The sequence below is a fragment of the Candidatus Magnetominusculus xianensis genome, from assembly GCA_001541255.1.
Taxonomy (GTDB): domain Bacteria; phylum Nitrospirota; class Thermodesulfovibrionia; order Thermodesulfovibrionales; family Magnetobacteriaceae; genus Magnetominusculus; species Magnetominusculus xianensis.
The window spans coordinates 13,489-27,107 of sequence record LNQR01000109.1; the positions used below are offsets into that span (position 1 = coordinate 13,489).

The following is a 13,619-nucleotide window of genomic DNA, read 5'->3' on the forward strand; positions in this document are numbered from 1 at the left end:
TTTCTAAAATTTAGTTGCTGACTGCTTACGCAGCATTTAACATCTGGCAGCCTGTGGCCTTTGTCAATCTATTTTGATTCGTTTACGATGTAATCAACAGCAGCCTTCACCTCATCACCTGATAAAGCTGCATCGCCTCCTTTTGCTGGCATCATGCCAAGCCCTTCTGTTACATGCTGGTAGAGAGCCTCCTTGCCCTGGGCGATACGCCCCGCCCATGCCTCTTTATTACCAAACACAGGGGCGCCCAGCTTTCCAGTCTTATGGCAGGGGGAACACACCTTATCAAAGACCGCCTTGCCATCCGCAGCTAAACCCGGGACAACCTGTGCCAGAATCAGCATGACCGCTGTAAACACTATCACAGCATATTTACCACACAAACGGTTAAATGCCATGCTACATCTCAAGATACGAGTGTGCGTACAGGGTCTTGTTCATCAGAATATCGACCGTTTTAACCGTAGTTATTATCTCCGCCGGGTCAGCAATAGCAGCCGACAGGCCTTCATACATCAGCAGGGTCAAAAAGTGCTCGTTCAGTATGTGCCTGATGTGCTTTGGACAGCCGTTGGATATATTACTGAGACCGACAACCGTCTTCATAGGCGGGTCGTTTAGGTCCTGGAACATCTTTATCGTCTGAACCACCTTTAGTGCCTGGTCCTGAGTGGTCGCTGCCTGAAGCACCAGGGGGTCGAGATAGATATGCTCCATAGGGATTCCATACTCCGCCGCACGCCCCATTAACTCTGCTGCGATGGCGGCGCGCTCTTCGGCGTCTGCCGGAAGCCCGCCCTTACCTACCGTAAGGGCTATAACGTCACAGTTATATTTTGCTGTCAGCTCAAGAATCGGGAAACGCTCCGGGTCATTCGACGTAGAGTTTATTAACGGTCTGCCCCATTCGTTGTTGTGTACCTTCAGGCCCTTCTCCAGCGCTTCGTAATTGGTCGTATCAAGACAAACCGGTGCGGGGACAACCTCCTGTATCGTTGTCACCATCCACTCCATTAAGTCTTCTACACCCTCGGCAGGCCCTATGTTAGCGTCTATCATACCGGCGCCCTTTGCAAATTGGGCCTTTGCTATCTCCTGAATCGGCCCTTTGTCGCGCTTCATCATCGCTTCCCTGACCCGTTTTGCTATAATGCTCAACTTCTCTCCTATTATAAGCATATTTCCCTCTCCTTTTCTGACACCTTACTTGACATAAACAGTCTCCTTTTAGTAATTAATCTGCCGCTATTTTAACTTTTAATATATCACAACACAAACTAAATGGTAAAGCATTCTACAAAAAAAATTTGGGGGCGGCAGATTTTTTTGTGACTGCTGTTACCAGCCGCCACAACTGAAATTTTGACAGCCGCCGGGGTTTCAGAAAAAAATTATTATAAAAATAATTTGTACAATTATTTTAACGATTATTAGTATAATAGCGGACGGGCGGCTCGGTATGGCTTTATCGTGAAAGCTCCACCACCCTGAGAGTTAGTACTTCTTTACACTCTGCGTTTATGTCCATCCTTAAGAGATTGGCCTGAAGATTGGGAGACTGCCTGAAATTTGATGGAGTAGCTTAAGGCTGCCCCTAATAATAAGGTGAACGAACAGGAACGTCAAGTTAAAAAAACATAGAGGAGATTGCCTGATTTTTCAGGTATTTGGAGTAAGATAAAATGAAGCAAATAGACGTACTACTGGCAGATGATGAAAAGGACTTCGTAGAAGTGCTGTCCAGACGGATGAGAACAAGGGGGTTTAAGGTCAATATCGCCTTTGACGGGCAAGAGGCAATCGAATATATAAAGGAAAGGATTCCTGATGTTTTGCTGTTGGATATGAAGATGCCGCGTAAAAACGGCATAGACGTACTGAGGTGGTTAAATACTAAAAAAATTGAGCTGCCTGCGCTTGTCCTAACTGGATACAGCTCTGTCACAGAAGAGGAAGAGGCGTGGAAACTGGGAGTTTTTGACATACTGAGAAAACCCCCTGAAATGGACATACTTTCAAAGGCTGTAAAAGAGGCATACATAAAAAAGGGCACTGTAAGAAAATAAGAAAAGTAGAATAAAACAGGGAAAAATCATGTTGGAGGTACTAATGAGTTTTTTCAGACAGGTGTACGAATTTTTAAAAAGCGCGTCTATAGCGCACGCGAAGTGGGATTATGAGGTCTCAACGAGTATTCTGAAAAACAGGAAGAAGATGCTCTGGATTATCCTCGCCATACTGCCAATACTGGTCGTGGCTATGGCAGAGGCTGGTGGAATCTTAGGGGGGAAGACGGCATATGCCCCTGCTTTTTATTCCACGAAGATTTTTGTGGTCTCTATTGCCATTGGGCTTGCAGCCGGGCTGATTACGGGCTGCATTGGGGCCGGGGGCGGGTTTATTATTACCCCTGCACTGATGGCCGCCGGGGTTAAGGGGATACTTGCAGTAGGTACTGACCTGTTTCACATCTTTGCCAAGGCCATCATGGGTACAACGGTACACAAAAAACTGGGGAATGTCTCCGTAAAACTGGCCGTTGCATTTCTGGTCGGCTCAACCGGAGGTGCAGTAATCGGTGGACTGATAAACAAGGGGCTGTATGACTATGACCCGCTGTTAAGCGAGGCATTTATAAGTCTGATATATGCCGCGCTGCTTGGGTTTCTGGGGTTTTATTCCCTTGCTGACTTTCTCAAGTCAAGAAAAGTGGCGGACACGGGCGACGCACACGGCGCCCCTGCTGAAGTACCTGCGGTTACAATAAAAGTTCAGTCTATGAACATCCCGCCAATGATTACTTTTGATGAGGACTATGTCCCCGGTGGAAGGAAAATCTCCGGCGTCATAGTTGCGGCAGGCGGTGTTATTGTAGGCATAATGGCTGCAATAATGGGTGTTGGCGGCGGTTTTATCACATTTCCAATGTTTGTATACATCTTCGGTGTCTCGTCTATGACCACCGTTGGAACAGACATCTTGCAGATAATATTTACAGCCGGTTTTGCGGCAGTCACACAGTATGCGATATATGGATATGTGTTTTATACGCTTGCTATGGGGATGCTGCTTGGTTCGTTGATAGGCATTCAGGTAGGAGCCATGACCACGAAGGTCGTCAAGGGGATTCACATCAGGGGGTTTTATGCTATATCCATACTGGCCGGTTTTATAAACAGGGTTTCCACGCTGCCTAAGAAGTTGACCGAACTTGAAATCATAAACGTACCCAAGGGACTAAGCACTGGGATAGAGGTCTCAGGAAATGTAATCTTCTGGCTCGTTGTAGGATTTTTTGCATTCTGGATATTCAGTAAATTCTTCGGTAACATGAAGAAATTCAAAGAGGGGGTATAACTTATGTTAATCGAAAATAAAAAGACTTTTTACATAGGTATCTTATATTCCATATCGTTTTTTGCAGTATTGGTAGTGATTTTTTCACCAATATTCGGCGGCGGGAGAAACGGTCTTGTGTTTTCTGACGATATGTTTAATAAGCTCTCTAAAGGCTCTTCATATTTTATACCTAAGATAATGAAGGCCAACGAGAAAAACATGGGCAAACAGTTCTCAGTAACAGTAACTCTCGACAAGCCGGAAGATGCACAAAAGGCAGCAGAGCAGTTTAAAAAAGCTGGGAGCGAGGCACAGGCAGACGCTGGCACTCTGAAGTTGACCGGAGACCTTGGCAAGACACTTGGGGCTATACTAAAAGACGCTGATTCCATGTTCAACAACAACTCAGACAAACTAAAGGCCGACTACGGCTATGACGGCAAGGATGTGCTTAACTACTGGTGGCAGGCGCTTTCTAAGATGGATAAGGCGTTAAAAAAGGACGGGAAAATAGCAGAGTCCAAAGAGGTAGGCACGGTTATGAAAAAGGCCGTCGAACCAGCGTATAACTTCTTTGGGGTAGAATCCCAAAAGGTCTCAGACAAAATAGGCATCATGACGGGGCTGCTGGTATTTTATGTAGTCTATACGATGTGGTGGGGGTTTGCAATATACTACCTGTTTGAAGGGATTGGGTTTTCGATGAAGAAGGCGAAGGTCAAAAAAGAGGTATAGCTGCAACAATTGCCATTTCCGCTCTCAGGCGGGAATGGCAGCTCACACAATAAAGCCTGCCGAAGAGTTACTTCTAATCAGGACGTATAATTACAGGCATCCCCAGAGCTGGCCAAATAATCAGTATAGCTGCCGCTAAAATCGCTAACAAAATGACGCTCATAAATAAGCCTTTAGTAAAAAACTCAGCGGCGGTAAACTGTCTTGATTCAAAGGCAATTGCATTGGATGCGGAGCTTTTGATAAGTAAAAAAGGCATTGCAGACATCACCGAAATACTGAAAAAAACTACCTCAGGCGTAACACCGGCATACTTTGACATAACCAGCCCTACCGGCAGCACAAGCACAACGGCAGCCGCGTTTGGCAGCACATTGGAAACAACAAAGACAACGGCTGAAAGTACCATGAGAAAGGCAAACCAGTGGAGTTTTGTAAAAATACCGAGACACTTAACGGCAATCCAGGCCGACGCCCCCGTCTCCCACAGGCAATAGCCCATGCTCATCGCCCCTCCAAAAAACAACACAATGTTCCACGGCACATCCTCAAGATGCTTAAGCTCCATCAGTTTAAATATAAAAATCAACGCCGTGGAAATCAGCACAACAGCTGCATTGTCTACCTTCCCCAGGGCAGCAGCGCCTATCAGTAAGCAAACAACGGCTGTCGTAACAAAAATCGTCAACACCTCTTTCTTTGACAGCGGCCCAAGCTCTGTGTACAGCTCTTTAAACTTATCATTAAGTCCACTGAGCGACTGTCTGTTCGGCTTGAAAAAGACCACTGAAAATATCCATATAAATATTATTACTAACCAGCCAATCAAAAACATGTATTTCGAGTAACCGGCAAATGAAATATCACGGTTCACAACCTCCTTGAATATCGCCGCAGAAACAACAGCGCGCGGGGCGCTAAACATAGAGAACAGGCTTCCGGCCCCGGCTGAAAACGCCATCCCCATAAACAGACCCTTTCCAAACCTCGTAGGGACATCCTCACGTCTGTAAATAGAATAAATCGCCCATATCAGCGGGAATATTGCCGCCGCTGACGATGTGTTTGACATGATATGAGATAATAAGGCCATAACAAAGAACGTCCCGCCGTATATCACTAACGTATTTTCACCAATTATGGACAAGATTTTATAGGCAATCCGCCTTGTCAGCCCTGTGCCGGCAAAAACCATCCCCAAGACTATCGAGCCAAAAATGAACACCACGGCAGGGTCCATGTAATCAGAAAAAACGCTGTCAGCATCCCTTATACTAAAAAGCACCTGAAACGACCCCAGAATAAGTCCCGTAACACCGGCTGGCAGCACCTCAAAAAACCACCATATCACGGCCAGCAAAAACACTGCCACTGCCCCCTTGCCCTCTCTGGTTAAGGGAAAGCGCACACCTGACGGGTCAACCGCGTCGCTGAAGGCAGGCAGGTAGTACACCGCAAGAAACACTATCAGACCTAAAAGGATATAAGATATTCGCCTCCAGTCTACCCTCGTCTTTGGCATGGAGACCTCCAAAGTCTGTGAAGACTTGCCTGAGGGGGCATTCATTATCTTTTGTGCCATTAAATTAAGGCTCCCCTACCCAATACAACCTGACAGCTCATTAAAAATATCAAGCAGCGTTACTATCCCTACGAGCTTCCTTTTATTTTCGAGTACAGGCAGCAAAAACAGGTCATTTCTCAGCATCGTGTGAGCGGCCTTTGCCAGATGGTCATCTATACCGGCAAAATTCTCTATGGGATAGAGAATATCGCTTACTGGTTTTTGTAATAGTTCCTTGTTGGACATGTCAAACATAGTGTCCCAAACAAGTGACAGCGCTATGTCGCCCTCGGGCGCTGTGTGTTCAAAGGATGAACTCTTCAGATATACCGGCTCTAAACCCATGAGTATCTCTTTTATCCCCAATGTACCGACAAGGTGGTACTTTTCCTCAAATACCAGCACAACAATTTGATGCGCCTTTTCAAGTCCGGCGCTTTTTATTATCCCAATGGCCTGTCTGATTGTAAACCAATATGGAATGTGTGGAAACTCAAAAATATCCTTCATGAGGTCTTTGACCCTTTTATTTACCAACATCAGGCCTCCCTATTGCCACAACCGGCTGTAAATGTTATCATAGGTAATAGTATACTTGAAACAGTGGGATTCTTTCAAAAAATATTAGACAAATTTTCAGGGGCTTCGGCAAAAGATGCCGGACAGAGCGATGTATTTGCGCGAAAATATGCCTCCTTCCAGGCACTGCTCAACGCTAACAACTCCATATTAGAGAAAATGGCCGATATGGAAGACAAACTCTCCGGCGAGTACCTGATTGACAGGCAGTATATCGTACATAACGCCGTAGCAATATCAGAAAATGTAAAAGACGTCATCGACAGACTAAACGAGATTGCACATGGCAAATATACCGGTCTTTATGAAAGATACAAACATATCTCCATAGGGCTTGAGGAGGCGTACACCAGGAGAAAGCCTGTTGCAGACGGCAGCCTTACAGTGGCGTTTGACGGCATAAACAAGTCAATGGCCGACCTTGTCGGCGGTAAAAACGCCAATCTCGGTGAAATGAAAAATGCCGTCTCTATCCCCATCCCCAAAGGCTTTGCTATCACATCAACCGCCTACATACGGTTTATGCAGCATAACGGTTTTCTGGATAAAATAAACAGCACCCTTAGCAGCCTCTCTGTCGATAACCTCGATGAACTCAGGGCAGCAAGCAAAGAGATAAAAGACAAAATCCTTAATGCTGAAATCCCGCCAGATATGTACTCAGCCATCATGGACACATATGATGGAGTCTTCGAAGGACGCGACACTACCGTATCAATCAGAAGCAGCGCAATCGAGGAGGATGACGATTTCAGTTTTGCCGGTCAGTATTCCACATACCTGAATGTCAGAAAGGCAGAGGTCACACAAAAATACAAGGCCGTCATAGCAAGCCTGTTTTCAGACAACGCAATTTTCTATTACAAAACAAAAGGATTTAAGGAAACTGATATGGCCATGGCCGTAGGGGTTGTGGAAATGGTCAGGGCAAGGGCAGGCGGCGTAATGTATTCTAACGACCCGAACGACCCTGCCATTGCTAATATCACAATAAACGCCGTATGGGGGCTTGGCTCTACTGTGGTTGACGGCACAGCCACCCCGCAGTCATATCTAATCGCAAAAGAACCTGCACTGAAAATCATATCGGCAGCAATCCCTGAGCAGCAAATCATGGCAGTCTGTAATGAAAACTCCAGCGTAGACGAGGTACAGACGCCTGTGACTAAGCGCGGGAGCGCCTCGATTTCTGACGAAGAGATTATTACGCTGTCTAAATATGCGCTGACCCTCGAGGAACACTTCGGCGTAACACAAGACATCGAGTGGGCAATCGACCAAAGCGGGCAATTGTTATTTCTGCAGACAAGGCCGTTACATGTTTATGCGCATGAAGTAACACCACATGTGCCGACGGACATAAAAGGACATAAACGGCTTATAGGAAAGGGTGTTGTCACCTGTAAGGGCATAGGACACGGAAAGGCCTTTATTATAAGGAGAGAGGATGATTTATTAGATTTCCCCGAAGGAGGCGTCCTCATAGCCCGCACGACCTCGCCCCGCTATGTAACAGTAATGAACAAGGCCGCTGCAATAGTTACAAATATTGGCGGGACAACCGGGCACATGGCCTCACTGGCAAGGGAATATCAGGTACCAACGCTGCTTGACACCGAAATTGCCACAGATGTAATCAGACATGAGCAGGAGATAACAGTAGACGCAGTAAACGGCTGTGTCTATGAAGGATATGTACGCGAACTTATAGATAATTATGAAAATAAACCAAACCCGTTCAGAGAAACACTGCTTTTTAAAATACTATCACAGGTACTGACATGGATAGTGCCTCTGAATCTCATACACCCCGAGGCCGAGGAATTCAGTCCTAAAAATTGCGCCACATTCCACGACATAACCCGCTTTGCCCACGAGAAGGCCATGCAGCATATGTTTCAAATCACAGACGTTGCGGCAGTACAGCCGGAGTTCGGGGCTGTCAAAATGGTAACCGGCCTTCCTATAGATTTAGCTGTTATAGACTTAGGCGGCGGAATCAGAGCCTCTGAGGGCAGACCTAAGAGGTTAACACCGGAGCATGTAAGCTCAACCCCGTTTATTGCGTTTTTCAAAGGTCTTACCTCCATGAGATGGCCGCAGGGCAGACCGGTTGACGTAGGGGGGTTTATGGGTATGATAGCGCATTCAGCGACAATGAGCGAGGCACAGCTTGATGAGATAGCAAAGTGCAGCTTTGTGTTTCTCTCAGACCACTACATGAATTTCTCGATAAGGCTTGGCTATCATCTGTCTTTAGTGGAGGCATATGTGACTGACAATTTAAATGACAATTATATACAATTCCATTTTAAGGGCGGCGGGGCGCAGGAAGACAGGCGGCTGCGGCGGGTGAGGCTCATTTCTGAGATTCTCAGAGAGATAGACTTTGATTCAATAGTTGTAAAGGGTGATGTGATAGACGCCCGCCTGTCAAAATACAAGAAGCAGTCTATTGAACAGAAGCTGGAGATCATGGGCAGGTTGACAGTTTACACCAAGCAGCTTGACATGGTCATGTACAATGACTCAGTAACAGACCAGTACAAGGCTGAGTTCATAAAAGAACATATCACAGGGGCTGCAAAATAAAGCATATCAAATCACAGTCCCGTAACTGCAAATGGACAAAAAGTATCCTTCACAGGTAGAGATAAACGGCAGCGCCTTCTTGTATGAAAAGGTACTGAAGGAGGACTTCTTTTCTGTCAATGTGTTATATAAAAACACCAGCGGCCTTAGATACGTCTTAAAACTCTCCGACTTCCGGTTTATATTCGGGGCATTGCTGCGCCCGCTGGCCGTATTTTTTTCACGCAGAGAGTACAGTATATATAAGAGGATTGACGGCATAGAGGGTATTCCACCATTAGGGCCAAGGGTTGGAATGAGGGGATATTTTCACCAGTTTGCCGAGGGTACAACGCTTCATGAGTATAGGGGTGAGCTGCCGGAGGATTTTTTTAGCGGTCTGAGGGCTATAATAGAACAGCTCCATCAGAGGCGCATATTTTATCTCGACCTCAATAAACTTGGTAATATCATAGTCGGTGATGACATGCGGCCATATCTCATTGATTTTCAGGTCAGCATATATTTCAGGGCACTGCCGGGATTCTTGGGCCGTATCAGCGGCAGGATATTTGACAGCCTCATCAGAGAAGACATATATCATATATACAAACACAAGAAACGCTTTCAGCCGCAACTGATGACAGATGAAGAGCTGGCCTTGTCAGTCCGCACGGGATTTAACAGTTGGTATAACCGGCTCTGGGGCGCCCCGTACCGCAAGGTAAAACGCCTGATTTACCCCTCGGGCAGCAACGAAATCATCTGGTATAAGTGGAAAAAAATGAAGGACAAGGGTAAACGAATGCCCTAGTCACAGGCCAGCTTCGCGTCGTGCCCTTGCAAGGTTTGAGCGTGCCTGCTCAAAATTTGGGTCAAGCTCCAGCGCCTTTTCAAAGTATGCGATGGCCTCGCCGGGACGCTTTAAAATCGCAAGCGAGGCACCGACGCCATTATATGCGTTGGAGCTTAGTGGATTTAGCTCGATGGCCTTATAAAAATAACCAATAGCCTCCTCCGGCCTCTGAAGCTGGAATAACAAGGCCATTCCAAGATTTGTATAGGGCGATGAGTATGTGGGCCTAATCAATATTGCCTTCTTAAAGGCAGTGACGGCCTCGTTTACCCTGCCTTGAGATATGTAAGTAGTCCCTAAGTTGTAGTACGCTATGTAATTATTCTCATCTACCTCTATGGCATGGTGATACAAGGTAACGGAGGTGCGCCAGTAATTAACCTGTGCCTTTGCCTTGGCAGCACAAAGGATTATCAGCACGGCAGCGGCAACTGAGACAATGGTCTTGCCGCGAGGTGTCCTGAACGTTGAATCGGGCACAGCCATTGCGGCAATAATGAATAATCCAACATAAGGTATATACGTGTACCTGTCTGCCATTGCCTGTAAACCCACCTGGACAAAACCTATTACCGGCACCAGCGTCCCCACGTACCAAAACCATCCGGTTAATATATATGGAAGACGCCTTGCCATTACAACGGCAAACACGCATATCATCAGCAGTACAACAACCGCTGCGCCCGTGTGCCACAGTGGTATGTCATCTTTAAGCAGATATAAAAACGCCTGCTTATTCGGGTAAAACATCTTCAGTATATATTTGACATATGACACGGGGATGTTCACAAGGCGAATATTAAGCGGCACTTCTTCTAACGAGGCAACCGTTCCATAAGCCTTTTGTGACAGTATTGTTATAATCGATACTGCGGCAGAAAATACGATAAATGGTATTTTTTCCACTAACAGCCGTTTAATCCCAGTATTAAAACGGCCTAGCGGCCAAAAATCAAGCAGCAGGAGTAAAAATGGCAGCGTTACCAGCATAGCCTTGGACATAAGGCTGAAGATAAAACACAACAGCGCCCCCAGATATTTCATCACAGAAGGTCTTTGCGCGTAGTGCATGTAAAGCATTATGGCAAGAAAACCAAAAAAGACACTGAGGACATCCTTGCGCTCCGCAACCCATGCAACTGATTCTACATGCATCGGATGTACCGCAAATAACATGGCAACAAAGGCGCCACGCCACCGTGCAGCCGTTATTCGGGGAAACAGCCGTGAGACAATTATGAACAGCAGGACTGAGTTAATTACATGAATCATAAGTCCCACGATATGATGTGCGGCGGGACTGGCCCCGAAAAGCTGAATCGTAAGCATATATGAAATCAGCGTCAGCGGAAACCAGTTAGCGGCATGCTGGTGAGTAAACACCCAACGCACATTTGCCACTGTGAGACCTCCATTTACGTGAGGATTGTCAGATATGTCAATAGTGTCGTCGTAGCTCAGAAGATCAAATGTTCTTACCTCGGAAAATACAAATAACGTCACAGTGACAATCATTGCAATTATAAACACATCGCTTAAGCCGCGGGCAGATTCCGATTGATTGCCCTTGCCGTGTTCAGTCATGGGTTATTGCCTTGTTCACGTAATGATTTCAAGAAGTGACGTGCTGCCTGATGATTTGGGTCAATGGCAATGGCCTTTTCAAAATATGCGGCAGCCTCGCTTCTTCTGCCCATAGACAAGAGGGCAACGCCAATTCCATGATATGCCCCGGGTAACTGTGTATCAATTGAAACAGCCTTTTCATAATATCTTAATGCCTCCTCAGGCTTATTCCTCTGCAGGAGTACGTTCCCAAGGTTTACGTAAGCGGTCTTATACGTCGGCTCAATGGCTACGGCCATCTCAAAGGCGGTAAAGGATGCGTTGTCCAGACCCTTTAGTGCCAGCGCCGTGCCAAGATTATTATACGCCACGTAGTTGCGCTGTGTAACGCTGACAGCGTACTGGAAAAGCGTAATGGTATCACGCCAGTGCCGGAGCTGCCTTGTGGAGGCAGTAATACAGACAAGCACTACAATAATTGCCGCTGCTGCCGCTGCGTTTTTCTTTGCTGGGGTATTGAGCCAACTGTCTGGAAGCGCCATTGCGAATATTAAAAAAAGCCCAACATATGGCACATACGTATATCTGTCTGCCATTGACTGAAACTCCAGCGCCCCAAAAGTCACTATCCCTGATGATGGCAGCATCACAATCAGAAATAAAAACCATCCTGTAAAGAGATATGGATACCGCTTCATATTCCACAGTGCAGCCGCCGACACTGCTGCTATCATACACGCACTGACAATGATTTGCCACAAGGCAATATCACCAAGCGGATATATCACCGAGAGCCTTACAGGGTAAAACACCTTAGCAATATATCGGCCACAGGAAACGACGGCATTTATAATCCGCCCATCCAGCGGTGCTGTCTGAAGATTCCTGCCCGCTGTCTCAGTAAAAAACGTAACAAGCCCGGAGACCGCTGAAAGTGCGAACATCGGCAGCTTCTCAATAAACAATGCCCTCACATTCCCCGAAAACCGTCCAAGCGGCCAGTAGTCAAAAAGCAAAAGCACAATAGGCAGCGTCACCAGCATCGGTTTTGACATCAAACCCAAAACAACACAACACAACACAAGCATATAACGCCCTGCTGAGGGCCTCAGCACATAATACACATAGGCCCAAACTGCAAGTATCCAGAAAAATCCGCTCAACACATCTTTTCGCTCGGCTATCCACGCCACAGACTCCACATGCATGGGATGAAGGGCAAACAGCGCTGCCACAAACGCACCCCTCCACACAGCCCCGGTTAAAGCGCTAAGGGCAAAAAATAATAACAGGGTATTTATCACATGAAACAACACACTAACCAGATGATGTCCGCCCGCGTTAAGGCCAAACACCTCTACATCAGCCATATGTGAAATCCACGAAAGCGGCTGCCAAAACCCTAACTGTGTGGTCTTAAATGCCCATAGAAGCCCGTCTGCCGTCAACCCTTTGAGGACTTGCGGGTTTTCGGTAACATATTGCTCGTCGTCATATCTGATAAAATCGTAATTTCGTACTGGCAGATAAACCAGCACAACGACAAACGCAAGACAGATTGCGGCAATATCTTTTTTAATGGGGACACATCCTATTTTATGTCCGCTTTTTTCCTTGGTCTGCCCCGTGGTCTAAGTGCTAAATCCCTTCCTGTATTTTTTTCTATCCTTTTCATAAACATTTCATCTCCAAGCGGCTTGCCTGTCCTCGCATGATAGCGTATCAAGTCCCTGTCTTTCTCTGTACTCGTTTCTCTGATAAACTCCATGTAATCCTTTCTCTGTGTTTCTGCAATAAGCTCCTCGTTTAATAGGTCGTCTGGTTTCCCCATTATATGTGCTAATGCACTTGAGAAGGCGTAGTCTTCTGCTTTTTTTACCATCCCGGCACGTACAGGGTTTGTCTCTATGTATCTTGCAACTGCCCAGAGATATGAATCCTTATCCACTATACAGGAATGGTATCTGCTCTCCCATAATCTTTCTGTGCGGTATATTTTTTATTTGCAAATTGTGTGTAACAAAGCGTAACTCCCTGCATCATTTTATACAGAGAATCGTTTTCTTTTGGCTTAACCAACAGATGAACATGGTTTGACATCAGACAATAGATCAGTATCAGGGCATCTCTTTCCCTCGAATATTTCTTCGAAAGCATAATATATTTCTCTCGGTCTTCCTCATCAATGAATACATCTTCTCTGTTATTTCCCCTCTGCACTATATGATGGGGAAACCCGACCGCAACAGCTCGCGCAACTCTTGCCATATTTAAAATATACTCAAATTGAGATATGCTTGTCAAGAATAATGGGATGTGTCCAATACTGTGCGGTACAGGAATTGCTTAACAATTTACGGTAGAGGTTGAGAGCAGTCCTAAAGCTACAATTATCAGCACATCTTATAA

At 46.1% G+C, this 13,619-nt stretch carries 13 protein-coding genes; 5 read left to right on the forward strand and 8 right to left on the reverse strand.

Features of this window, described 5'->3' with window-relative positions; translation table 11 throughout:
- Positions 1-68: 68 nt before the first annotated feature.
- Positions 69-398, reverse strand: coding sequence for a c-type cytochrome (locus ASN18_RS13970; RefSeq protein WP_085053400.1), 330 nt, complete (start codon positions 396-398; stop codon positions 69-71).
- Position 399: 1 nt separating this feature from the next.
- Positions 400-1,179 (reverse strand): dihydropteroate synthase, encoded by a 780-nt coding sequence (locus ASN18_RS13975; protein ID WP_085053401.1) that lies wholly within the window; start codon positions 1,177-1,179, stop codon positions 400-402.
- Between the two features lie 503 nt (positions 1,180-1,682).
- On the opposite strand from ASN18_RS13975, the gene ASN18_RS13980 reads away from it, so the two are divergent.
- Genes ASN18_RS13980 through ASN18_RS13990 form a run of 3 tightly spaced genes read left to right on the forward strand, consistent with a single transcriptional unit; the run spans position 1,683 to position 4,074 of the window.
- Positions 1,683-2,066, forward strand: coding sequence for a response regulator (locus tag ASN18_RS13980; protein ID WP_085053402.1), 384 nt, complete (start codon positions 1,683-1,685; stop codon positions 2,064-2,066).
- A gap of 43 nt (positions 2,067-2,109) precedes the next feature.
- Entirely contained in the window at positions 2,110-3,357 is a 1,248-nt protein-coding gene (locus ASN18_RS13985) for a sulfite exporter TauE/SafE family protein (RefSeq protein WP_085053403.1), read from the forward strand.
- A gap of 3 nt (positions 3,358-3,360) precedes the next feature.
- Positions 3,361-4,074, forward strand: a complete 714-nt coding sequence (locus tag ASN18_RS13990; RefSeq protein WP_085053404.1) for a hypothetical protein — start codon at positions 3,361-3,363, stop codon at positions 4,072-4,074.
- Positions 4,075-4,147: 73 nt separating this feature from the next.
- Here ASN18_RS13990 and ASN18_RS13995 read toward each other — a convergent pair whose 3' ends face one another.
- Both ASN18_RS13995 and ASN18_RS14000 read right to left on the reverse strand, forming a co-directional pair.
- Positions 4,148-5,656: an SLC13 family permease gene (locus ASN18_RS13995; RefSeq protein ID WP_085053405.1), complete on the reverse strand. Its 1,509-nt coding sequence runs from the start codon at positions 5,654-5,656 to the stop codon at positions 4,148-4,150.
- A gap of 15 nt (positions 5,657-5,671) precedes the next feature.
- Positions 5,672-6,178 carry a CBS domain-containing protein gene (locus ASN18_RS14000; protein WP_085053413.1) on the reverse strand — a complete coding sequence of 169 codons (507 nt, stop codon included), beginning with the start codon at positions 6,176-6,178 and terminating at the stop codon, positions 5,672-5,674.
- Between the two features lie 12 nt (positions 6,179-6,190).
- Between ASN18_RS14000 and ASN18_RS14005 the strand changes: the two genes are divergently transcribed.
- A complete protein-coding gene (locus ASN18_RS14005; RefSeq protein WP_236861769.1) occupies positions 6,191-8,809 on the forward strand; it encodes a PEP/pyruvate-binding domain-containing protein in 2,619 nt (872 codons plus the stop codon).
- Between the two features lie 31 nt (positions 8,810-8,840).
- Positions 8,841-9,602: a hypothetical protein gene (locus ASN18_RS14010; RefSeq protein ID WP_085053407.1), complete on the forward strand. Its 762-nt coding sequence runs from the start codon at positions 8,841-8,843 to the stop codon at positions 9,600-9,602.
- Here the strand turns inward: ASN18_RS14010 and ASN18_RS14015 are convergent, their stop codons facing one another.
- The 4 genes from ASN18_RS14015 to ASN18_RS14030 are packed head-to-tail and all read right to left on the reverse strand — an operon-like array spanning position 9,603 to position 13,478.
- Entirely contained in the window at positions 9,603-11,228 is a 1,626-nt protein-coding gene (locus ASN18_RS14015; RefSeq protein ID WP_085053408.1) for a tetratricopeptide repeat protein, read from the reverse strand.
- Complete coding sequence (locus ASN18_RS14020) at positions 11,225-12,748, reverse strand: tetratricopeptide repeat protein (protein WP_085053409.1); 1,524 nt, start codon at positions 12,746-12,748, stop codon at positions 11,225-11,227. The genes ASN18_RS14015 and ASN18_RS14020 overlap by 4 nt, the downstream gene beginning before the upstream one ends.
- A 53-nt stretch (positions 12,749-12,801) precedes the next feature.
- Entirely contained in the window at positions 12,802-13,158 is a 357-nt protein-coding gene (locus ASN18_RS14025; RefSeq protein WP_085053410.1) for a hypothetical protein, read from the reverse strand.
- Positions 13,158-13,478, reverse strand: coding sequence for a transposase (locus tag ASN18_RS14030; protein ID WP_085053411.1), 321 nt, complete (start codon positions 13,476-13,478; stop codon positions 13,158-13,160). The genes ASN18_RS14025 and ASN18_RS14030 overlap by 1 nt, the downstream gene beginning before the upstream one ends.
- Between the last annotated feature and the right edge of the window lie 141 nt (positions 13,479-13,619).

Bases quoted from the DNA above. Each gene is read 5' to 3' on its own strand.
- ASN18_RS13995 (WP_085053405.1), bottom strand. From the start codon at position 5,656: ATGGCACAAAAGATAATGAATGCCCCCTCAGGCAAGTCTTCACAGACT.
- ASN18_RS14015 (WP_085053408.1), bottom strand. From the start codon at position 11,228: ATGACTGAACACGGCAAGGGCAATCAATCGGAATCTGCCCGCGGCTTA.
- ASN18_RS13990 (WP_085053404.1), top strand. From the start codon at position 3,361: ATGTTAATCGAAAATAAAAAGACTTTTTACATAGGTATCTTATATTCC.
- ASN18_RS14010 (WP_085053407.1), top strand. From the start codon at position 8,841: ATGGACAAAAAGTATCCTTCACAGGTAGAGATAAACGGCAGCGCCTTC.
- ASN18_RS13985 (WP_085053403.1), top strand. From the start codon at position 2,110: ATGAGTTTTTTCAGACAGGTGTACGAATTTTTAAAAAGCGCGTCTATA.
- ASN18_RS13975 (WP_085053401.1), bottom strand. From the start codon at position 1,179: ATGCTTATAATAGGAGAGAAGTTGAGCATTATAGCAAAACGGGTCAGG.
- ASN18_RS13980 (WP_085053402.1), top strand. From the start codon at position 1,683: ATGAAGCAAATAGACGTACTACTGGCAGATGATGAAAAGGACTTCGTA.
- ASN18_RS14000 (WP_085053413.1), bottom strand. From the start codon at position 6,178: ATGTTGGTAAATAAAAGGGTCAAAGACCTCATGAAGGATATTTTTGAG.
- ASN18_RS14030 (WP_085053411.1), bottom strand. From the start codon at position 13,478: ATGGCAAGAGTTGCGCGAGCTGTTGCGGTCGGGTTTCCCCATCATATA.
- ASN18_RS13970 (WP_085053400.1), bottom strand. From the start codon at position 398: ATGGCATTTAACCGTTTGTGTGGTAAATATGCTGTGATAGTGTTTACA.